General features: G+C 67.7%; 19 protein-coding genes and 1 tRNA gene. 7 read left to right on the top strand and 13 right to left on the bottom strand.

The features are described 5' to 3' along the window. Positions 1–69: 69 nt before the first annotated feature. Both MST3598_RS15200 and MST3598_RS18560 read left to right on the top strand, forming a co-directional pair. On the top strand, positions 70–1014 hold the full coding sequence (locus tag MST3598_RS15200) for an NAD-dependent epimerase/dehydratase family protein (RefSeq protein WP_029259891.1): 945 nt from the start codon (positions 70–72) through the stop codon (positions 1012–1014). A gap of 213 nt (positions 1015–1227) precedes the next feature. Further along, complete coding sequence (locus MST3598_RS18560; RefSeq protein ID WP_167255440.1) at positions 1228–1389, top strand: hypothetical protein; 162 nt, start codon at positions 1228–1230, stop codon at positions 1387–1389. A 34-nt stretch (positions 1390–1423) separates the two neighbouring features. Here the strand turns inward: MST3598_RS18560 and MST3598_RS15205 are convergent, their stop codons facing one another. Together MST3598_RS15205 and MST3598_RS15210 are read right to left on the bottom strand one after the other, a co-directional pair. Beyond that, complete coding sequence (locus tag MST3598_RS15205) at positions 1424–2461, bottom strand: methionine synthase (RefSeq protein ID WP_197024856.1); 1038 nt, start codon at positions 2459–2461, stop codon at positions 1424–1426. A 20-nt stretch (positions 2462–2481) separates the two neighbouring features. Continuing rightward, positions 2482–3486 carry a DUF1852 domain-containing protein gene (locus MST3598_RS15210; RefSeq protein WP_036271711.1) on the bottom strand — a complete coding sequence of 335 codons (1005 nt, stop codon included), beginning with the start codon at positions 3484–3486 and terminating at the stop codon, positions 2482–2484. Positions 3487–3608: 122 nt separating this feature from the next. Here MST3598_RS15210 and MST3598_RS15215 point away from each other — a divergent pair, with 122 nt between their 5' ends. The 3 genes from MST3598_RS15215 to MST3598_RS15225 all read left to right on the top strand — a co-directional run bounded on the left by MST3598_RS15215 (position 3609) and on the right by MST3598_RS15225 (position 5320). Next, positions 3609–4550 (top strand): LysR family transcriptional regulator, encoded by a 942-nt coding sequence (locus MST3598_RS15215; RefSeq protein ID WP_021201300.1) that lies wholly within the window; start codon positions 3609–3611, stop codon positions 4548–4550. A 114-nt stretch (positions 4551–4664) separates the two neighbouring features. Next, the gene (locus MST3598_RS15220) at positions 4665–4919 is read left to right on the top strand and encodes a type II toxin-antitoxin system VapB family antitoxin (protein ID WP_051671150.1); all 255 of its coding nucleotides are present in this window, start codon (positions 4665–4667) and stop codon (positions 4917–4919) included. Then, positions 4916–5320 carry a PIN domain-containing protein gene (locus MST3598_RS15225; RefSeq protein ID WP_021201302.1) on the top strand — a complete coding sequence of 135 codons (405 nt, stop codon included), beginning with the start codon at positions 4916–4918 and terminating at the stop codon, positions 5318–5320. Before MST3598_RS15220 ends, MST3598_RS15225 begins: the two co-directional genes overlap by 4 nt. 111 nt (positions 5321–5431) lie before the next feature. On the opposite strand, the gene MST3598_RS15230 is transcribed toward MST3598_RS15225, so the two are convergent. Both MST3598_RS15230 and MST3598_RS15235 read right to left on the bottom strand, forming a co-directional pair. Beyond that, positions 5432–5522 (bottom strand) — tRNA-Ser (locus MST3598_RS15230). A 51-nt stretch (positions 5523–5573) separates the two neighbouring features. Further along, a complete protein-coding gene (locus tag MST3598_RS15235; RefSeq protein ID WP_029259887.1) occupies positions 5574–6620 on the bottom strand; it encodes a hypothetical protein in 1047 nt (348 codons plus the stop codon). A gap of 131 nt (positions 6621–6751) precedes the next feature. On the opposite strand from MST3598_RS15235, the gene MST3598_RS15240 reads away from it, so the two are divergent. After that, positions 6752–7528 (top strand): hypothetical protein, encoded by a 777-nt coding sequence (locus MST3598_RS15240; RefSeq protein WP_029259886.1) that lies wholly within the window; start codon positions 6752–6754, stop codon positions 7526–7528. Positions 7529–7573: 45 nt separating this feature from the next. Here MST3598_RS15240 and cydC read toward each other — a convergent pair whose 3' ends face one another. From cydC to MST3598_RS15265, 5 genes are read right to left on the bottom strand one after another with little or no spacing between them, the layout of a single operon-like run. Further along, the gene (cydC, locus tag MST3598_RS15245; RefSeq protein ID WP_051671149.1) at positions 7574–9262 is read right to left on the bottom strand and encodes a thiol reductant ABC exporter subunit CydC; all 1689 of its coding nucleotides are present in this window, start codon (positions 9260–9262) and stop codon (positions 7574–7576) included. Next, complete coding sequence (gene cydD, locus MST3598_RS15250) at positions 9259–10917, bottom strand: thiol reductant ABC exporter subunit CydD (RefSeq protein ID WP_029259884.1); 1659 nt, start codon at positions 10915–10917, stop codon at positions 9259–9261. Before cydD ends, cydC begins: the two co-directional genes overlap by 4 nt. After that, positions 10914–11942 (bottom strand): cytochrome d ubiquinol oxidase subunit II, encoded by a 1029-nt coding sequence (gene cydB / locus MST3598_RS15255; protein WP_029259883.1) that lies wholly within the window; start codon positions 11940–11942, stop codon positions 10914–10916. Before cydB ends, cydD begins: the two co-directional genes overlap by 4 nt. Before the next feature lie 14 nt (positions 11943–11956). Further along, positions 11957–13372 carry a cytochrome ubiquinol oxidase subunit I gene (locus MST3598_RS15260; protein WP_029259882.1) on the bottom strand — a complete coding sequence of 472 codons (1416 nt, stop codon included), beginning with the start codon at positions 13370–13372 and terminating at the stop codon, positions 11957–11959. Further along, on the bottom strand, positions 13359–14069 hold the full coding sequence (locus MST3598_RS15265; RefSeq protein ID WP_029259881.1) for a helix-turn-helix transcriptional regulator: 711 nt from the start codon (positions 14067–14069) through the stop codon (positions 13359–13361). The genes MST3598_RS15260 and MST3598_RS15265 overlap by 14 nt, the downstream gene beginning before the upstream one ends. 100 nt (positions 14070–14169) lie before the next feature. Here MST3598_RS15265 and radA point away from each other — a divergent pair, with 100 nt between their 5' ends. Then, positions 14170–15537, top strand: coding sequence for a DNA repair protein RadA (radA, locus tag MST3598_RS15270; protein WP_096359626.1), 1368 nt, complete (start codon positions 14170–14172; stop codon positions 15535–15537). 28 nt (positions 15538–15565) lie between these two features. On the opposite strand, the gene MST3598_RS15275 is transcribed toward radA, so the two are convergent. The 4 genes from MST3598_RS15275 to MST3598_RS15290 all read right to left on the bottom strand — a co-directional run bounded on the left by MST3598_RS15275 (position 15566) and on the right by MST3598_RS15290 (position 20181). Then, positions 15566–15976, bottom strand: a complete 411-nt coding sequence (locus tag MST3598_RS15275) for a hypothetical protein (protein WP_021201311.1) — start codon at positions 15974–15976, stop codon at positions 15566–15568. A 352-nt stretch (positions 15977–16328) separates the two neighbouring features. Then, positions 16329–16979 (bottom strand): hypothetical protein, encoded by a 651-nt coding sequence (locus tag MST3598_RS15280; protein ID WP_021201312.1) that lies wholly within the window; start codon positions 16977–16979, stop codon positions 16329–16331. Positions 16980–17047: 68 nt separating this feature from the next. Next, entirely contained in the window at positions 17048–17548 is a 501-nt protein-coding gene (locus tag MST3598_RS15285) for an amino-acid N-acetyltransferase (protein ID WP_021201313.1), read from the bottom strand. Between the two features lie 98 nt (positions 17549–17646). After that, positions 17647–20181 (bottom strand): ATP-dependent Clp protease ATP-binding subunit, encoded by a 2535-nt coding sequence (locus tag MST3598_RS15290; protein WP_021201314.1) that lies wholly within the window; start codon positions 20179–20181, stop codon positions 17647–17649. Between the last annotated feature and the right edge of the window lie 47 nt (positions 20182–20228).

Here is a 20228-nt window from a genome sequence, read left to right on the forward strand (position 1 = left end):
GTAAGCAGTGTAAACATACCGTGTCGGATATCGCAATCGAAACGCCGCAATCGAAAGTCGAGTCGAGGAATGCAGACCATACTGGGCGCGAACGGACAGATCGCCGTGGAACTCGCACGCGAGCTGAACCGGAACCACACGTCCGACCTCAGACTCGTCAGCCGCAACCCCCGCAAGGTCAACGCCACCGACACCCTCGTACGAGCCGATCTTCTCGACGCCGTACAGACCGCCGCCGCGGTCGACGGCAGCGACGTCGTCTACTTCACCGCCGGCCTGCCCGCAGACACCGAGCTGTGGGAACGGCAGTTCCCGACGATGGTGAGGAACGCCCTCGACGCGGCCCGCGCCGCCGGCGCGAGTTTCGCCTACTTCGACAACACCTACATGTACCCGCAGGATGACCGGCTGCAGACCGAGGACACGCCCTTCGAACCGGTCGGCCCGAAGGGCAGGGTGCGTGCGGCGATGGCGTCGATGGTGCTCGACGAGATGGCGCGCGGCGACATCCCCGTGCTGATCGCCCGCGCGCCGGAGTTCTACGGCCCCGGGCGGACGCAGAGCTTCACGAACGCGCTCGTCATCGACAGGATCAAGAGCGGCAATCGTCCGCTCGTACCGGTGCGCGACGACCGGCAGCGCACTCTGATCTGGACGCCGGACGCGAGTCGTGCCCTCGCGACGCTGGGCAACGCCGCCGATACCTTTCACCAGACGTGGCACCTCCCCACAGACTCCGACCGTCCCACCTATCGGCAGTTCGTCGCCATGGCAGAGTCCGCCTTCGGTCGACCAGCCGGGTCCGGGTACACCGTCGTCCCGAAGTGGGCGCTGAGCGCGGCCGGTCTCGCGTCTCGCCAGGCGCGTGAGATCAGAGAGCTCCTGCCGCGGTACGAGCACGACAACAGGTTCGACTCATCGAAGTTCGTCGGGCGATTCCCGGAGTTCGAGGTCACGAGCTACCGTCGCGGCGTCGACATCATCCGCGAAGAAGCGGTCGCGTCGAGCTTCTGACGGGGCGACGCTTACCGCCCGCTCGTCGGTGCCACGGGCTCGTGGACGTCCCTACGCGTTCGACCGCGCCTCATCCCGGAACTCGATCGCACTCACACGGTGAGTCCGCCATCACGATTCACCGATCCGAGAGCGATTCATCGCCGCGGTCAACCCCCTGACGTTCCCCCTCCGTCAGGAGTAGCTTCGCGAGACCGAACGAAGGAGACGGATATGAGCGACCCGAAGAACACGCAGGGCACACCGGGCCCCGACGAAGAAGCTGACACCGCATCGGGCGGCGCTCCCGACGACGGGCCCGACACCGAAGAGGTGCTCGAGGCGGAGACGACCGACGAGAACGGGAAGCCGCTCGAGAACCCGTCCGGGGGGTGACCGATCGGGCCGGAGCCGCCTCCTCGCCGGAGCCTCAGACCCTTGCGGGCACGAGCTCGTCGCGAAGGATGTCGGCTCCCGCGCTGAGTGCTCGGAGCTTGCCACGCGCGACGTCACGCGACACCGGAGCCATGCCGCAGTTCGTGCTCGGGATGAGCTTGTCGGCGTCGACGAATCGGAGGGCGTTGCGGAGGGTGTCGGCGACCTCGTCCGGGGTCTCGATGGTCGGGCTGGCCACGTCGATGGCCCCGAGCATGACGTTCTTTCCTCGAATGAGCTCGATGAGGTCCAGAGGAACGTGCGAGTGGTGGCTCTCCAGTGAGACGGTGTCGATGATCGAGCGCTGCAGAAGCGGGAAGGACTTCTCGTACTGCCGCCATTCCGCGCCGAGGGTCGCCTTCCAGTCGGTGTTCGCCTTGATCCCGTATCCGTAGCAGATGTGCACCACGGTCTCCGCGCGGAGTCCTTCCGCCGCTCGCTCGAGCACCGCCACGCCCCAGTCCTGCACATCGTCGAAGAAGACGTTGAATGCCGGCTCGTCGAACTGGATGATGTCGACCCCGGCTGCTTCGAGCTCCTTCGCCTCCTGGTTGAGGATGGTCGCGAACTCCCACGCCAGCTTCTCGCGGCTCTTGTAGTGACGATCGTAGAGAGTGTCGATCATCGTCATCGGGCCGGGCAGCGCCCACTTGATCGGCTGATCGGTCTGCTGACGCAGGAACTTCGCATCCTCCACGAACACGGACTTCTCGCGGCTCACGGCCCCGACCACCGTCGGCACGCTGGCGTCGTATCGGTCGCGGATCCGCACGGTCTCGCGCTGGTCGAAGTCGACGCCGGAGAGGTGCTCGATGAACGTGGTGACGAAGTGCTGTCGGGTCTGCTCCCCGTCGCTGATGATGTCGATGCCGGCCTCGCGCTGCTCTTGGACGGCGATGCGCAGAGCATCCTGCGTACCCTCGATCAAGGCGTCGCCCTGCAGTTTCCACGGAGACCAGAGCGTCTCCGGCTCGGCCAGCCAGGAGGGCTTCGGCAGACTGCCGACGATCGAGGTGGGGAGCAGCTCGCGCACGATCGACGATCTCTGGTTCGTCATCCGACGGCCACCAGGGATGCGGCGGAGGTGCCGGCGGCCCACTGCTCGAGCAGCTCACCGTGCGGGGTCATGAGGTGCGCATCGGCGTACTGCCCCTGCTCGGCCGCGAGCCGGCTGCGCTCCTCGCGGTCGTAGGCGATCTTGGTCACCGAGTAGTCCTGCTGTTCCAGAGTCGGCCGGTAGATGCTCGCGGCCTCGGAGTTCGCATTGTAGATCTCCGGACGGTAGATCTTCTGGAACGTCTCCATCGTGCTGATCGTGCCGATGAGCTGGAGGTTGGTGTAGTCGCTCAGCAGGTCCCCGCGGAAGTAGAAGGCCAGCGGGGCCACGCTGCCTCGCGGCATGAAGTACCGGACCGAGAGGCCCATCTTGCCGAAGTACTCGTCGGTCAGCGAGCCGTCCTTCTGCTCGTACTCGACACCGAGGATGGGGTGGTGGTTCTCGGTGCGGCGGTACGTCTTGCTCGTCGAGACGCTGATGCAGATGACGGGCGACAGCGAGAAGCGCTCCCGGTAGGCCTCGGAATCGAGGAAGTGCTGGAAGAGCTTGCCGTGCAGGTCGCCGAAGTCGTCGGGGACGGCGAAACCACCCGCGGCCTCGCTGGCCGCCGGCAACCGCACACTGAAGTCGAAGTCGCGGATGTACGACGAGAAGTTGTTGCCCACGATCCCCTGGGTGCGCGTGCCCGTCGACCGGTCGACGATGGTCACCTCCAGCACCTCGAGAAGAGGGAACTCCCGATCCTCCGCCTCCGTGGCGAACTGGATCGCGACCGAGACGATCTCGAGTTCGAGGGTGTAGCGGTCACGGCTCGGGTTGTCCCAGTGCGCCAGATCGTTGAACCGCCGGTCGATCATCGTCAGGGCATTGCGGAGGTTCTGCTGACGGTGCTCGCCGCGCGCCAGATTGGCGAAGTTCGTGGTGATGCGGGAGTCGTCGGAGGGCGAGTAGTCCTCGTCGAAACGGGTCGTCGTGATGCGGAACGTGAATTCGGATGCCATGAGCGGCCAATCGGTGGGATGATCGGCCGGGCTCGGCCTCGATCGGGGGTTTCTCCATGATGACGAGTGCGGGCGCCCATCGGGTAATGCGCGCGAACTATGCCGTGACATAGGCTAAATCTATGGCCAAGCGTTCGAGCGGCATCACCCTGCAACAGCTCACCTACTACATCGAGGTCGCTGCGGAAGGATCGATCAGCGCCGCCGCCGACCTGCTCTACGTCGCACAGCCCACCATGTCGGCGGCGATGAAGGATCTGGAGAGCAGAGTGGGGCGCGTGCTCCTCCTCCGCTCCGCCCGCGGCGTGACGCTCACGACCGACGGTGTGGAGTTCCTCGGGTACGCCCGGCAGGTCGTCGAGCAGGTCGCGCTCCTCGAACAGCGCTACCTCGGTCGTCCGCCGTCGCGACGCCTGCTCGGAGTGTCGACCCAGCACTACTCGTTCGCTGTCGACGCGTTAGTGCGGATGGTGAAGGCGACCTCGGCTGCCGAGTACGAGTTCTCGCTGCGGGAGACGCGGACGTGGGACATCATCGAAGACGTCCGCACGCTCCGCAGCGAGCTGGGGATCCTCTACCGGAACGACTTCAACCGCAACGTGATCGACAAGCTGCTCCGCGACTCCGGGCTCGCCTTCCACCCGCTCTTCGTCGCACAGCCGCACATCTTCATCTCCCGCAAGAACCCCCTTGCCACCCGAGATCGCGTGACCCTCGACGATCTCGCCGACGTGCCGAGGCTCACCTTCGACCAGGGTGCGAACAACTCCTTCTACTTCGCCGAGGAGATCCTCTCCACCCTCTCCAGCCCCCAGGACATCCGCGTCTCCGACCGCGCGACCATCTTCAACCTGATGATCGGCCTCGACGGCTACACCATCTCGACGGGCATCATCAGCGACGACCTCGATCCCGAGATCGTCGCCATCCCGCTCGACGTCGACGAGAACATCGAGATCGGCTGGATCGGGCATGCGGCGATCCCCCTCACCGAGCAGGCACAGCGCTACCTCGCCGAACTGCGCACGGTGGTCTCCGAGTTCGGGGTGGAGTTGCTCGGCTGAGGGGTACGCCTCCGGGGGGAGAGGAGCTCCGCTCCACAGGGCACCGAAAGATCGTGCACCCCGCCAAAGATCTTTATACAATGGCTTATACAGAGCTTCCGCGAAGGAGGAGCCATGGCCGTCACATCGATTGACATCGACCCCGACGAGCTTCAGCAGGCCAAGAAGCTTGCCGGCACGACCTCCAACCGCGAGACGGTGGATCTCGCGCTGCGCACGCTCATCGCGGTGCGCCGCCAGCCCGCCGCCGTGGAGCGCATCATCGCTCGCCACTTCGACACTGACCAGATCGACGCGCCGACGATCGCTCCGGACACGGGTCCGGATCCCGACAAGAGCGCTCCCCGGGAGAAGAGCACCGTTCGGTGACCACTTACCTCGTCGACAACAGCATCTGGCAGAAGGCAGGCAGGAGCACGGCGATCGGCGACAGGCTCCGGGCCCTGTCGCCGAATCACCTGATCATCACGTGCCCGCCGCAGGTCCTCGAGTACTGCCACTCCGCGCGCAATGCGAAGGAGTACGCAGAGTTGCGTGCGGACATGGAGGGGCTGCTCCCCGCGTGGGAACACCCCGACGAGCGTGACGCCCTCGACCTTCAGCAGGCGCTGTGGGACACAGGGCTCATGAGAGCAGCCGCAGCCTTCGACTGCCTCATCGCCGCATACGCGGTCGCCAACGACGCAGTGATCCTGAACTCGGACCAGGATTTCGGGTACATAGAGATGGCGACTGAGGGACGAGTCCGCCAGGAGTACGTCGCGGCCTGAGGTCAGACACATGTGAGCGTGCGGCGCCATCGAACTTCCAGGCAAGAGCGCTCGCTCTCGGAGAGCCCCGTGATGATACGGAAAAACCCCCTCACTCGGAGGGGGCTTCCATGGCGGTGACGGTGGGATTTGAACCCACGGTAGGGGGTTACCCTACACAACTTTTCGAGAGTTGCACCTTCGGCCGCTCGGACACGTCACCGCGGAATAGCTTACGCGACGCGGGGCCTGCACGCGAATCGAGACCCGCAGGTCACCAGGCGGCGGCGACGTCGGCGTGCGTGCGCAGGATGCCCTCGGTCGATCCTGCGGGCGCGCGGCCGATGCCGCACTCGGTCGCGACCCCGAACTCGGGGGCGAACGGAGTCGCGGCGGCGACGCGACGGGCGGCGCCCTCCACCCCGTCCTCGCGGTGCACGAGGCCCAGGTAGAGCTCGCCGACCGGGGCGAGGCCTGTGAGCGGGGCGAAGTAGGCCTCGTCGTCGTGGTCGATCGGCACCGGCAGGTGCAGCCACGTGAGCGGACGGGCGGATGCCGCCACCACGGCGTTCGCGTAGCGGACCAGGTTCGCGGCGTCTCGCGGCTCAAAGAAGTGCTTCTCCCCCGCGTCGCCGTAGCAGAGGTGCACACCCACCTCGACGTCGGCGGGCACCGCATCGACCAGTGCGGCCAGGCGCGAGACCAGACCGTCGAACGGGTCGCCGGGCCACCACGCCTCCATGACCGCTCCGTAGCCGGCGGCGCGCTCGATGATACCCATCTCGCTCGCGACGTCCCACTGCACCGCGAGGTCCTCGTGCGGGATGGCCTCGAGGATCTCGTCGAGCTCGCGCAGGATCGCGGCGGTGTAGACGGGCTCGATGGCCGCGCGGTCATCGCCGTGGAAGAACGAGGAGATCACGGCGAGGGGCGTCGGCAGCGACACCTGGAACCGCACGCCGGCGGGCACCGCGCCCTCGGCCCGCAGTCGCTCGAACACCGCATACGACTCGATCGCGGCGGCGGCGTACCCCAGCGGCGGCATCTCGATGCTCGCGGCATCCACTCCCTCGGCGATGCGCAGGCCGCGGGCGTCGATGCCGGCGGGGAACGGGATGGGTTCGTCGCCTGTGCGCTCGATGCCCTCGGCCTCACCGATCACGTCGGGCTGGAACATGATCCAGTGGAACCGCTTGCCGACCTCGCCGTCCGGAATGCGACGGAGCCGGGTGCCGAGCAGTTCCGCAGCGGTGCGGATCGTGGTCTCGGCATCGTCATAATTCACGCTGCCCACGAGGAGGGCACCCTGCGGCTGAGTCATACCCTCAGGATATCGACGCTCCCGGCGGGCCAATTCCCCGGCGAGACCCCCACGCTGCGATGGGCATTCGAGTTAGGATGGCCTAAGAACCCGCCGCCTGTGGGGGCAGCGATGACGGGAAGGTATTCATCATGGGCTTCATCACGTCCGAGGCGCTGTCCGAGACCGGCTACGTGGTCCTCGACGACCACACCTCCGCCACCGATCCCGCCGAATGGCTGGGCCTGGAGTACGTCGGCTGGCGCTCCTCCGGCATCACGCGCTTCGCCCCGCTCACCAGCTATGCCGGCGACGTCGACTGCAACGGCTTCTGGAACCACACCCCGCCGCGCACCGACAAGGATGGCGTCTGGGTCGACTCGCAGGTCGCAGTCGCCCCGACGCTGCAACGCCGGGCACAGGAACCGGGCGCCGGCATCGGCCGCTGCCGCGTGATCGAGCTGCAGCCGAACGAGTACGCCGACGCGATCTACAACCTGCACCAGGACGACAACAACCGCCTCAACGAAGAGGGCACCGGCTGGGTCGTCCGCGGGTTCTTCAACCTCTCCGACGACACCGAGTCGATGTTGATCCTGCGCGCCGACCGTTTCGATCCGGCGACCGAGATCCGCCTGCCGCTGCGCGCCGGCTCGCGCATCATCGTCGACACCCAGCGCTTCTGGCACGCGGTCTGGCACCGCGGCACCGCCCCGCGGTACGCGCTCATCACGTCATGGACCAGCGGCCCCGAGCTCGACGCCTACATCGCCGCCAACCACGGCGACCCGCACCCGAAGACCGTCGACCTCGACCCGCAGTTCGTCGACGATGCGCAGGTCGAGCTGCACCGCCGCATCGAAGAGCGTCGTCGTGCCTTCGAGGCGCAGGGCATCGTGATGGAACCGCCCGTCGACATGAACGTCTGAGGCGACGGCCCGCGGGTCTCCCCACAGGCTCCTTCTCGCTGCCCCTCAGATCGTGCGGCCGTCGTGAATCCGCACCACGCGGTCGACCGTTCCCGCGGGAGGCGCCACGTGCGAGATCAGCAGCACCGACTGCTCCCCCGCGGCCTGCAGCAGATCACGCAGCAGGGCATTCGATGCTTCCGGATCGACCCCCGCCGTCGGCTCGTCGAGGACCAGCACGGGGAAGCCGCGCAGCAGCGCCCTGGCGAGCGCGATCCGCTGCGCCTGGCCACCGGACACCAGCGCACCGCGGTCGCCGACCCTCGCATCGAGGCCCCCACGCTCCCGCACCCAGTCACCGAGTCCGACCCGCTCCAGCACCGCCTGCAGGTCTTCGTCCGAGGCGGAGTCCCGCGCGAAGAGCAGGTTCTGGCGGATGTCCTCGTCGAACAGCTGAGGGCTCTGCTCGCACAGCCCGATCACGCGTCGCAGCGCCGGACCCGAGAGCTCCGCGGCATCGCGACCACCGACCAGATACTCGCCCTCCACGCGCAGGAAGCCGACCAGGGTCGCCGCGAGCGAACTCTTGCCCGCCCCGCTCGGCCCCGCGACCAGCACCCGTTCGCCGGGTCGGAGGTCGAGATCCACGCCTCTCAGAGCGGGCGTCCCGCCAGGCCAGGTCGCACGCGCGTCGCGCAGGCTTACAGCCGGGGTGCCTTCGAACTCGACGTCATCACCCGCGTCGGCGCGCAGCTCGTCCGGCATCCGCTCGGGCAGCACGTCGACGATGCGCTCCGCGCTGGAACGCACGCTCCGCCACGATGCGGCGGCGATCGGCACCGCGCCGAAGATCTCGAACACCACCATCGGCACGAGCACGGCCACGGCCAGCCACGGCCCGTCGATCGAGCCGTCCGAGAGGCCGGGAGCCGCCGCGGCGAGCGCCCAGACCGAAGCGACTCCGGCGACCGCGGAGACCACGCCGGCGGCTACGGCCTGCGCGAGCGAGGCACGGTCGACAACGCGTCGCAGCGCGGCATCCGCTGCGGTGATCCGTGCACGGGCCTGCTCCTCCGCGCTATAGGCGATGAGCACGTCGAGGCTGCCGAAGTAGTCGACGAGGGCCGCCGAGAGCTCGGCCCGACGTTCCGAGACCTGCGCTTCGGCGCGTGAACCGAACACCCACCCCAAACCGATCGCGGCTGCCGCAGCGACGAGCAGGCACACGGCCAGCGTGAGCGCGGCGGCGGGCGATACGAACGCGATGAACCCGACGGCCCCGACAGCGACCAGAGCGGCGACCCCGAGCGGCTGCACCACCCGCAGCGGCAGGTTCTGCAGGTTCTCGACGTCGTCGACGAGAGCTGCGAGCACCTGTCCGCGATCCGTCGCGCCGAGTCCCGCTGGCGACAGCGGGATGAGTCGGCGCACCATGTCGGCGCGGGTCGAGGCGAGTTGACGCAGCGCGGCATCGTGTCCGCTCAGGCGCTCCAGATAGCGGGTGACCGCGCGCGAGACGGCGAAGAAGCGCACACCGACGACGGCGATCGACAGCGGCACCAGCGAGTCGACGATCGATGCGCTCACGATCAGCCACCCGCTGACGGCGAGCAGGCTCACGGCGGCGGCGGCCGAGAGCAGACCCCAGATCAGACCCGGCACGAAGCGGCCGAGCGGCGGTTGCGCGAGTCGCAGGATGGCGCCGACCCGGTGACCGCGGGAATGCACGGTGTCGGTTGTGCGGGGTGCAGTCATGCGTTCACCCCCAGCTCCACGATCTGATCCGCGATCTCCCGTGCGGTCCGACGGTGGGAGACGAGGAGGATCGTCGCACCGGCATCCGCCTTCTCGCGCAGCGATCGCCACAGCCGGTCCTCGGTCTCGGGGTCGAGTGCACTCGACGGCTCATCGAGTGCGAGCACGCGTCCGGACGCCGATGCCTGGCGATACAGGGCTCGAGCGACAGCCACTCGCTGCGCCTGCCCACCCGACAGCCCCGCTCCCTGCACGCCGAGCTCCAGCGCGGGGTCGATGCCCTCGGCGCAGGCATCGTCGAGCGCATCGCGCACCCGGTCGGCGTCCGGCTCAGGATCACCGAGGGTGACGTTCGCCGCCACGGTCCCGCGCGTGAGGCCAGGTGCCTGTCCCGCCCAGGCGAGCCACACCGACGGCGCGATCCCCCTCACGTCCGCGCCGCCGTAGGACGCTGTCCCCTCGAACTCGACCGCGCCCCGGAGCGCGGCCAGCAGCGACGACTTCCCCGACCCGCTCGGCCCTTCGAGGACCGTGATGGTCCCCGGCCCGGCAGCGAACGACACCGGCGGCAGGTCGCGCACCCGCAGACCCTCGACCACGAGGTTTCCGCCCTTCGCCGGTTCCCCCTGCATGACCGATTCCCGGATGCCGGGGGCTTCGACGGCGATTCCTCCGGCATCCGTCGAAAGCTCCTGCAGCCGTGCGCGCTCCCCCGCCGCATCCAGCACCTCGAACACGTCCTCCGTCGCCGCAACCCCTTCGGCGGCAGCGTGGAACTGCACCCCCACCTGCCGGATGGGCAGAAACGCCTCGGGAGCGAGCAGCAGCACGAACAGCCCCACCTCGAGAGTCAGATCACCCGACAGCAGCCGGAAGCCAACCGACACCGCGATCAGGGCCACCGCGATCGAGGCCAGCAGCTCCATCGCGAAGCCGGACAGGAACGAGAACCGCAGCACCTTCATGGTCTCGCGGCGGTACTCGTCCGCGGTGACCTCGATGCGGTCGGCCGCACGCCGGTCGCGTCCGAACAGTCGCAGCGTCGACAGCCCCTGCACCGTGTCGGCGAAGCGTGCCGCGAGGCGCTGCAGCGTCTGCCACTGCCGGGTCTGCACGGTGCGGGTCGCCATGCCGATCAGGATGAGGAACAACGGGATCAGCGGCAGCGTGATCACTGCGGTGAGTCCGCTCGGCCAGTCCTGCCACCACATGACCGCGACGAGCACCGGAGTCGCGATCACGGTCAGCACGAGCTGCGGGATGTACCGGGCGAAGTAGGCGTCGAGAGCTTCGAGCCCGTGACCGGCCGTGACCGCGAGCGCCGTCTGATTGCGCTGCGCGAGCCACCCTGGCCCGAGCCTCCCGACCGCAGCCACGAGCGCCGTGCGCAGCTGCATCCCCGTCTTGGCGGCCGCCCGTGTGCCCGCGGCATCCGAGGCCGCGATGAGCAGGCCGCGCAGCAGAGCCGTGAGCAGCAGCCAGAGCAGCGACGAGGTGACGTCACGCCCCGCGAGCGCCCCCGTGATCGCATCGGTCAGCAGCCACGCGAAGGCGATCGTGACCGCCGTCTGGACGACGCCGATCAACGCGGATGCCGCGAGGAAACCCCTCGCGGCACCCGCGTATCGCAGCAGTCTCGGATCGACGGGTTTCACGCGTGCGCCGGAGCCCCCTCGATGGATTTCCGGGTGACGCGCTTGCGGAACACCCAGTAGGTCCACGCCTGGTACGCGAGCACGAGCGGCATCGCGATCAGGGCCGTCCAGCTCATGATCTGCAGCGTGTACGGGGTGCTCGAGGCGTTGGCGATCGTGAGGCTGTAGGCCGGGTCGATCGTCGACGGCATCACGTACGGGAACAGGGCGGAGAACAGCATGACCACGGCGAACATGACCGTGAGCATGCCGGCGAAGAACGCCCACCCGTCGCGACGGACGAGCGAGAAGCCGACCGCCGCGATCAGGCTGACCGCCGCGAGCGCACCGGCTGCGATGACCAGCCAGAGCAGCGGAGCCTCGCGGCCCATCGCGATCGCGACCGTCCAGATCACCGTCGCGGCTGCGACGAGGATCGTCGGGATGGCGGCCTTCTTCGCGAGCTTCTGCGCATCCTCATGCACCTGACCATCGGTCTTGAGTGCCACGAACAGCACCCCGTGCAGGAAGAAGAGCAGCAGCGTGGTGACGCCCACCAGCAGTGCGTAGGGGTTCAGCAGGGAGAAGAAGCCGCCGACGAAGATGTGGTTCTCGTCGATCGCGACGCCCTGCACGATGTTGCCGAACGCCACACCCCACAGCAGCGCGGGAACGACCGAGCCGATCACGATCATCCGGTCGAAGCCGGCCTTCCACTTCGCGCTGTCGCGCTGGTGCCGGTACTCGAACGAGACACCGCGCAGGATCAGCGCGAGCAGGATCAGCAGCAGCGGCAGGTAGAAGCCGCTGAACAGCGTGGCGTACCACTCGGGGAACGACGCGAACAGCACGGCGCCGGCCACGATGACCCAGGTCTCGTTGAGATCCCAGACCGGGCCGATCGTGTTGATGACCTGTCGGCGCGAGACGTCGTTCTTGCCGAGGAACGGCAGGGACATGCCGACTCCGAAATCGAAGCCGTCCAGGACGAAGTAGCCGACGAAGAAGAAGGCGACGATGAAGAACCAGAGTGTTGCGAGATCCATGATGCTCCTCCCTCTCAGTAGACGACCGACGGCAGCTGGGCCGTCTCGTCATGCGGCTTCTCTTCGGTGTCGGGCCCCTTCTGGGCGGCCCGGATGATGAGGCGGATCTCCACGACGGCGAGCGCCGCATAGATCGCGGTGAACGCGATGAGCGATATCAGCACCTCGAGCCCGCTGACGCCCGGCGAGACACCGTCCTGCGTCGTCATCAGCCCGAACACGATCCAGGGCTGTCTGCCCATCTCGGTGAAGACCCAGCCCATGATGTTGGCGGCCAGCGCGAGCGGGAACGACCAGATGGCGACCTTCCACATCCACGGTGCGACCGGCTTCTTGGCGCCCTTGCGGGTGACCCAGAGGCCCGCGACGGCGACGAGCGCCGCGGCGATGCCCAGGCCGATCATCCAGCGGAAGGCCCAGTACGTGATCCACAGCACCGGGGCGAAGTCGGTCAGACCGGTGGCGGCGTAGGTCTGCGCGTACTCGGCGTTCAGATCGTTGATGCCGTGCACACACGCGTCGAGGGTGTGTGTCGACAGCAGCGAGAGCAGATAGGGCACGCGGATGGAGAACAGTTCGGAGCTGCCGTCCGGGGTGCCGAGCGTGAAGATGCTGAACGAGGCATCGGGACCGCAGACCGTGTTGAACGTGGCCTCGGCTGCCGCCATCTTCATGGGCTGCGCAGCGTACATCGCGAGGCCCAGCTGGTCGCCCGTGAGCACGACGCCCGCGGTCGAGACGATCATGGCCCAGAGCCCGAACTTGAGCGAGATGCGCATGGTGTCGAAGTGCTGGCCGCGCGAGAGGTGCCAGGCCGAGACCGAGATCACGACACCGGCGGCGAACATGAACGCACCGAAGATCGTGTGCGGGAACGCGGCGAGCGCGACGGGGTTGGTCAGCAGCGCCCAGAAGTCGGTCAGCTCGGCGCGGTTGGTCGCCTCGTTGAACGTGTACCCGACGGGGTTCTGCATGAAGGCGTTGGCGGCGATGATGAAGTACGCCGACAGGATGCTGCCGATCGAGACGCACCAGATCGTGGCGAGGTGCAGCTTCTGCGGGAGCTTGTCCCAGCCGAAGATCCAGAGGCCGATGAAGGTCGCCTCGAAGAAGAAGGCCAGCAGGCCCTCGAAGGCGAGCGGGGCGCCGAACACGTCACCGACGAAGCGGGAGTAGTCGGACCAGTTCATGCCGAACTGGAACTCCTGCACGATGCCGGTGACGACGCCCATGGCGAAGTTGATCAGGAAGATCTTCCCGAAGAAGCGGGTCAGGTGCAGGTACTGCACCTTGCCGGTGCGCACCCACGCGGTCTGGAAGATCGCCGCGACCAGCGCCATGCCGATCGTGAGCGGCACGAAGAGGTAGTGGTAGACGGTCGTCAGGCCGAATTGCCATCGGGCCAGAGCGAGCGGATCAAGCCATTCCATGCACGACTCCTGTTCTGTGGTGCCGCTGCTTCGTGCTGTGACGCAGCGTTCCCTCGACCAGCGGCGCGGTGGTGTCGCGCAGCTGCACGGTGCAGTCCGACGGGAGGACAGCGTCGCGCACGCACTCGGCTTCGAGTGGTCCGCCTGCCTCGTTCAGGACGCCTTGCATGAGTTCCAGGTGCACGCGGCACAGCATCGGGCGGTCTTCCGACCGTCCGGCGGCGTGCGGGCACGGGCTGAGGTCGACCGTGAGACTGCGGTCGTCGAGCACGGGCTCGAAGCCGCTCTCCTCCAGGTGCTCGACGAGCGCATCGAGCTGATAGGTGGCTTCGCGACCGAGTCCGGACGCCGCGTCGGGGAGCATGCTCCGCATCAGGTCGCCACGGCGGGCGGCCGCCTTCGCCTTGTCTCGGGCCACGGGACTGGAGGCCCCTGGCGCTCCGGTCGCCGCGCTGTACAGCGTGCGCGGTCGGCCCCGTGTCGTGCGGTGCTCGATCGTCGGGATCACGTAGCCGCCCTCGATCAGGCGCTGTAGGTGCTCGCGGATCGTGTTGGGGTGCAGCCCTGTGGCTTCGCACAGCTGGGTGATGGAGAGCTCGCCCCGGGTCTGCGAACTTCCCGCTTCGAAGAGCAAGTGCAGGATCTGCACCCGGGAGTAGCTCGAGATCGGCCCGCACACGGGCCCGCCGTTGGCCATGAACCCAGTATCCCGCGACACTGCGAGTTTGCCGAGAGGATGGGCCGTGAATAAACACCTGGCCGATAGGGATGTCTGATGCCGGCGATAGCCTGGGGGCATGGCCACCCGGAAACCCGCTCCTCCTGCGTACGTGTGCACGGAATGCGGGTGGACCACCGCCAAGTGGGTCGGACGCTGCGGCGAGTGCCAGCAGTGGGGAACGGTGCAGGAGCAGGCAGCGCAGACCGGCATCCTCCGTCGGGTGGGGCCGGTCGCGCCGACGGCCGACCGTGCCGCCCGGCCCATCACGCAGATCACGACGCAGGATGCACCGCGTCGTTCGAGCGGCGTCGGCGAGTTCGACCGTGTCCTCGGCGGCGGCATCGTGCCGGGGGCGGCGATCCTGCTCAGCGGTGAACCCGGCGTCGGCAAGTCCACGCTTCTGCTCGAGGTGGCAGCGCAGGCGGCTCGCGGCGGACGCCGTGTGCTCTACGCGAGCGCCGAGGAATCCCCCGGTCAGGTGCGCCTGCACGCCGAGCGCACTGGCGCGCTGCACGACGAGCTGTATCTCGCGAGCGAGACCGATCTGGCGACCATCCTCGGCCACATCGACGAGGTCAAGCCCCAGCTGGTGATCGTCGACTCGGTGCAGACCGTCTCGTCGTCGCTGATCGACGGTGCCGCCGGGCAGCCGAGCCAGGTGCGCGAGGTCGCGGCCACCCTGATCCGCATCGCCAAGGACCGCGATCTGCCGATCATCATCGTCGGCCACGTGACAAAAGACGGTCAGGTCGCCGGGCCCCGTGTGCTCGAGCACCTCGTCGACGTGGTGTGTCACTTCGAGGGCGACCGTCAGACCTCGCTGCGCTTCGTCCGCGCGCTCAAGAACCGCTTCGGTCCGACCGACGAGGTGGGCTGCTTCGAGATGACCGGCGACGGCATCGCCGAGGTGCCAGACCCCTCAGGGCTCTTCCTCTCGCAGGGGGCGACCGAGCCAGGCACGTGCGTGGCGATCTCGCTCGAGGGTCGACGCGCCCTCCCCGTCGAGGTGCAGGCGCTCACGGTGCCGAGCAACGCCCCGAACCCGCGCCGCATCGTGCACGGCGTCGACTCTTCGCGGGTCGCCATGGTGCTGGCCATCCTCGAGAAGAGAGCCGGCATCGCGACCGGCAGCCTCGACGTCTACGTGTCCACGGTCGGCGGTGTGCGCTTCACCGAACCCGCGGCCGACCTCGCGATCGCCATCGCCGTGGCGGGTTCCATCCAGCAGATCTCGGTTCCGCGCACGGTCGCGGCGGTGGGCGAGCTGAGCCTCGCCGGGGAGATCAGGCCGGTCACGCAGGCGGCCCAGCGACGCTCCGAGGCCGCGCGCCTCGGCTATGAGCAGGTGGTCGACGATCGTTCGAAGACGCTCCGAGCCGCGCTGAGCGATGTGCGCGCGCGCAACACCTCACGCCGCGCCGACCGCGACATCCCGCCGTTCTGACCGGTACCGCGCCGACGGGAGGCTGGGCTCAGGCGTCGAGCGCCTTGAGCAGTTCGGCGGGGTCCGCCTGCATCGGGTGGGGCCCTGCGATGTCGAGGAAGACCGTGGTGATCGGATGCGCCGCCAGGAACTTCCGCAGCCACTCCGCGCTGTAGATGCCCACGCCCGGCGGCAGATTGGCCGGCTTGTTCTTCGCGTCGCTGAACAGCAGCAGCGCGAGGTCACCGGTCTTCGGGTCACGGTATGTCCACACCTCGCCGCTGTCGAGCGGGTTGTCACGCGCCCCGGGCTTGATCAGCGGCACGACGGTGGTGCCGTGACGGAGAGCGAGAGCGACCGCGGCGACGTCCTGCTTCTCCAGGGCCTGTGCCAGAGCATCCGACCGGAAGTCCTCGGGTGCGGGCTTGTTCTTCGCGGACTTCGCCTTCTTCGCTGCCATGTGTCCAGCTTATTCACGGCGCAACCCGCAGAGCACCGATTCGGCCGTGGATACGATTGGGGCCCTCTCGAGTCCCACATTGGGGACTGGGGTACTCGAGAGGGCCCTCGGACTCTCGGGCGGCGGTGTCGAAGCGCTGGGGACGCTGTAGTTCGACGCCACTGGGGATGGCTTGGTGCCGCTAATGCGGAGAGTCGCTTCTATGGTATCCCAAAGACCCACGGATGTCAGCATCGCGGGGGGATGACCGCCGATGTCGCTCCGTTTCGTGCGAGATCCGCCGATTCGCAACGATTTCCGACGAGGTTCACCGGGATCCCTTCGAACTCAGCGGAGCGCGATCCGGCACGACTCAGTAGAGCAGGATCTGCGCGCTCGACGGGCTCGTGAACCCGCCGATCGAGACCTCGACGTGGTACGAGGCTCCCCCGCCCGGTGCCCGCTGTCGGTTCTCCTGCGCGCAGGTCTCGACGCTCGAACGCGTGCGATCCCAGGTGACCGGGTCCTTGCTCGTGACGGTCGTGCCGGCCGTGAGCGTGGCGATCATGCTGCTCGGGTTCTCCTGGCAGTCGGTCGAACGCCACCACACGTCGGCACCGCTGGAGATGGTGAAGGACTGGGTCGTCGATCCCACGTCGATCGTGCAGTCCTTCGTGCCCTTGTTCGTGAGCGAGATCGAGAGCTTCGGCAGCACGCCGGCTGCGTACGTCTCGGCGTCGGTCACGGCCGCGACCTCGATGTCGGCCGCCTCGCAGGGCGCGACCGCCGGAGTCTGCTCGGCTGACGGATCGGGGGTCGGCGACTCTCCGTCAGCGGTGGAGCTGGAGGAGGGCGAGGGAGATGTCGACGGCGTCGGAGACGGGGTGGACGCCGTGCCTGCGGCAGCCCACGGTCGCGCGATCAGAAGCCACGCTCCGATGCCGATGGCGGCGACGGCCAGCACGAGCGCGATCAGGACGACCAGTCGCCGACGACGGTACACGGCGGCGGAAGGACGAGGCATGTCTCCAGGCTAAGCGATCCTCTGCCACGACCCGGGGAGGCCCCTCGGCACGGACCGGCGAAGGAGTGTCAGAGCACCTTGAGCATGCGGGTGTTGCCGAGGGTGTTCGGCTTCACGTGCGCGAGATCGAGGAACTCCTCGACACCCGCGTCACCGCTGCGCAACAGCTGCGAGTACACGTCGGGGTCGACGACCTGCTCACCGATCGGCGTGTAGCCGCGTCGTCCGAAGAACTCCACCTCGAAGGTGAGGCAGAACAGGCGGGTCAGGCCGAGCATCCTGGCGTTCTCCTCGAGGCGGTCGACGATCGCACGTCCGACGCCGTGGTGCAGCCAGTCGTCGCGCACGAGCAGGGTGCGCACCTCGCCGAGGTCTTCCCAGATCACGTGCAGCGCACCGCACCCGATCAGCACCCCGTCGGCCTCTGCCACGACGAACTCCTGCACGGCGCCGTACAGCACCGCCAGATCCTTGCCGAGCAGGATGCGCTGCTCGACGAGCGGCTGCAGCAGGGTGCGGATGCCGACGATGTCAGCGCTCCGCGCCGGTCGGACGATGTACTCGCTCACACCACAAGCCTAGAACCCGAGACCCGGCGGCACCTGTACCGGACACAGGAAAGGGGCGGATGCCGCAGCATCCGCCCCTTCTCATGAATCGACTGAGGTCACTCCCCGCTGGCGACCGCCAGATCGGGGGTGCCGGCGATCGCGCCGCCGCCGGTGTTGACGCCGACCGCGACGGGGCCGCCGTCGCGCGGGCCGTGCTCGAAGAGGAACTGCCCGTCCTTCGCGTCGACCTTCACGTGGTCACCAGAGTTGAGCTCACCGTGCAGGATCTTCTCCGAGAGACGGTCCTCAACCTCGTGCTGCATCGCGCGACGCAGCGGTCGGGCACCGAGCGCGGGGTCGAACCCGATCTCGATGAGGCGCTCCTTGGCGGCCTGCGACAGCTCGATCGTCATGTCGCGGTCCAGCAGACGCTCGCCGAGGCGCTTGGTGAACAGATCCACGATCTGCACCAGCTCCTCCTTCGAGAGCTGCGGGAACACGATGATGTCGTCGACACGGTTCAGGAACTCGGGCTTGAAGTGCCGCTTGAGCTCTTCGTTCACCTTGCCCTTCATGCGGTCGTAGCTGGTCGAGTCGTTGCCCTCGATCTGGAAGCCGACAGGACCGCCCGCGATGTCGCGTGCACCGAGGTTGGTGGTCATGATGATGACCGTGTTCTTGAAGTCCACGATCCGACCCTGACCGTCGGTGAGTCGACCCTCTTCGAGGATCTGCAGCAGCGAGTTGAAGATGTCCGGGTGGGCCTTCTCGATCTCGTCGAAGAGGACCACGCTGAACGGCTTGCGCCGCACCTTCTCGGTGAGCTGGCCACCCTCTTCGAATCCGACGAATCCGGGAGGGGCACCGAACAGACGCGAGACGGTGTGCTTCTCACCGAACTCGCTCATGTCGAGCGAGATCAGCGCAGCCTCGTCGTCGAACAGGAACTCGGCGAGAGCCTTGGCGAGTTCGGTCTTTCCGACGCCCGTGGGGCCGGCGAAGATGAACGAGCCCGAGGGACGCTTCGGGTCCTTGAGGCCGGCACGCTGGCGACGGATCGTCTTGGAGAGGGCGGCGATCGCCTCTTCCTGACCGATGACGCGCTGGTGCAGGGCCTTCTCCATGAAGACGAGTCGGCTGGACTCCTCTTCCGTGAGCTTGAAGACCGGGATGCCGGTGGCCTGTGCGAGCACCTCGGCGATCAGACCCTCGTCGACGACCGCGGAGGTCGCGACGTCGCCCGCACGCCACTGCTTCTCGAGACGCAGACGCTCGGCGAGGAGGCTCTTCTCCTCATCGCGGAGGGCGGCGGCCTTCTCGAAGTCCTGCTCCTCGGAGGCGATCTCCTTCTGCTCGCGCACGGCGGCGATCTTCTCGTCGAATTCGCGCAGCTCGGGCGGGCTCGACAGGATCGACAGACGCAGGCGTGCGCCGGCCTCGTCGATCAGGTCGATGGCCTTGTCCGGGAGGAACCGGTCGGAGACGTAGCGGTCGGCGAGGTTCGCCGCGGCCACGATGGCGCCGTCGGTGATCTGCACCTTGTGGTGCGCCTCGTAACGGTCGCGGAGTCCCTTGAGGATGTTGATCGCGTGCGGCAGCGTCGGCTCGTTGACCTGCACCGGCTGGAAGCGGCGCTCAAGCGCGGCATCCTTCTCGAAGTGCTTGCGGTACTCGTCGAGCGTGGTCGCACCGATCGTCTGCAGCTCGCCACGGGCGAGGAGCGGCTTCAGGATGCTGGCCGCGTCGATCGCGCCCTCGGCGGCACCCGCACCCACGAGGGTGTGGATCTCGTCGATGAAGACGATGATGTCGCCGCGCGTGCGGATCTCCTTGGTGACCTTCTTCAGGCGCTCCTCGAAGTCACCGCGGTAGCGGGAACCGGCGATGAGCGAGCCGAGGTCGAGCGAGTAGAGCTGCTTGTCCTTCAGCGTCTCGGGCACATCGCCCTTGACGATCGCCTGGGCCAGCCCCTCGACGACGGCGGTCTTGCCGACACCGGGCTCACCGATCAGGACGGGGTTGTTCTTGGAACGGCGGGAGAGGATCTGCATGACCCGCTCCGCCTCCTTCTCGCGCCCGATCACCGGGTCGAGCTTGTTGTCGCGCGCGGCCTGGGTGAGGTTTCGGCCGAACTGGTCGAGCACCGCGGAACCACCCTGGGTGCCGGCCGGCGAGTCGTTGGTCTGCGCACCGACGGAAGCCGGCTCGCGACCGGGAGCTCCGGAGAGCAGCTGGATGACCTGCTGGCGAACCTTGTTGAGGTCGGCGCCGAGCTTGACGAGCACCTGGGCGGCGACGCCCTCACCCTCGCGGATGAGGCCGAGCAGGATGTGCTCGGTGCCGATGTAGTTGTGGCCGAGCTGCAGAGCCTCGCGGAGGCTGAGCTCGAGCACCTTCTTGGCGCGCGGGGTGAACGGGATGTGCCCGGTCGGCTGCTGCTGACCCTGGCCGATGATGTCCTGCACCTGCTCGCGCACGGCGTCGAGGGAGATGCCGAGGCTCTCGAGGGCCTTGGCGGCGACGCCTTCACCCTCGTGGATGAGGCCGAGCAGGATGTGCTCGGTCCCGATGTAGTTGTGGTTGAGCATCTTCGCCTCTTCTTGGGCGAGGACGACCACTCGACGGGCTCGGTCCGTGAATCTCTCGAACATGCTGTGACTCCTTATTCGCACGGGGCGAAGCGCTGACACCTGTGGCG

It is taken from the genome of Microbacterium sp. TPU 3598 (genome assembly GCF_002356155.1).
GTDB lineage: Bacteria > Actinomycetota > Actinomycetes > Actinomycetales > Microbacteriaceae > Microbacterium > Microbacterium maritypicum_A.

What these genes read in the sequence shown, in the direction of transcription:
- cydB (WP_029259883.1), bottom strand. Translation starts at nt 11,942, where the DNA reads ATGGATCTCGCAACACTCTGGTTCTTCATCGTCGCCTTCTTCTTCGTC.
- MST3598_RS15265 (WP_029259881.1), bottom strand. Translation starts at nt 14,069, where the DNA reads ATGGCCAACGGCGGGCCCGTGTGCGGGCCGATCTCGAGCTACTCCCGG.
- MST3598_RS15235 (WP_029259887.1), bottom strand. Translation starts at nt 6,620, where the DNA reads ATGACTCAGCCGCAGGGTGCCCTCCTCGTGGGCAGCGTGAATTATGAC.
- MST3598_RS15215 (WP_021201300.1), top strand. Translation starts at nt 3,609, where the DNA reads ATGGCCAAGCGTTCGAGCGGCATCACCCTGCAACAGCTCACCTACTAC.
- MST3598_RS18560 (WP_167255440.1), top strand. Translation starts at nt 1,228, where the DNA reads ATGAGCGACCCGAAGAACACGCAGGGCACACCGGGCCCCGACGAAGAA.
- MST3598_RS15280 (WP_021201312.1), bottom strand. Translation starts at nt 16,979, where the DNA reads ATGCCTCGTCCTTCCGCCGCCGTGTACCGTCGTCGGCGACTGGTCGTC.
- MST3598_RS15210 (WP_036271711.1), bottom strand. Translation starts at nt 3,486, where the DNA reads ATGGCATCCGAATTCACGTTCCGCATCACGACGACCCGTTTCGACGAG.
- cydC (WP_051671149.1), bottom strand. Translation starts at nt 9,262, where the DNA reads ATGACTGCACCCCGCACAACCGACACCGTGCATTCCCGCGGTCACCGG.
- MST3598_RS15240 (WP_029259886.1), top strand. Translation starts at nt 6,752, where the DNA reads ATGGGCTTCATCACGTCCGAGGCGCTGTCCGAGACCGGCTACGTGGTC.
- MST3598_RS15220 (WP_051671150.1), top strand. Translation starts at nt 4,665, where the DNA reads ATGGCCGTCACATCGATTGACATCGACCCCGACGAGCTTCAGCAGGCC.
- MST3598_RS15290 (WP_021201314.1), bottom strand. Translation starts at nt 20,181, where the DNA reads ATGTTCGAGAGATTCACGGACCGAGCCCGTCGAGTGGTCGTCCTCGCC.
- MST3598_RS15275 (WP_021201311.1), bottom strand. Translation starts at nt 15,976, where the DNA reads ATGGCAGCGAAGAAGGCGAAGTCCGCGAAGAACAAGCCCGCACCCGAG.
- MST3598_RS15260 (WP_029259882.1), bottom strand. Translation starts at nt 13,372, where the DNA reads ATGGAATGGCTTGATCCGCTCGCTCTGGCCCGATGGCAATTCGGCCTG.
- MST3598_RS15200 (WP_029259891.1), top strand. Translation starts at nt 70, where the DNA reads ATGCAGACCATACTGGGCGCGAACGGACAGATCGCCGTGGAACTCGCA.
- radA (WP_096359626.1), top strand. Translation starts at nt 14,170, where the DNA reads ATGGCCACCCGGAAACCCGCTCCTCCTGCGTACGTGTGCACGGAATGC.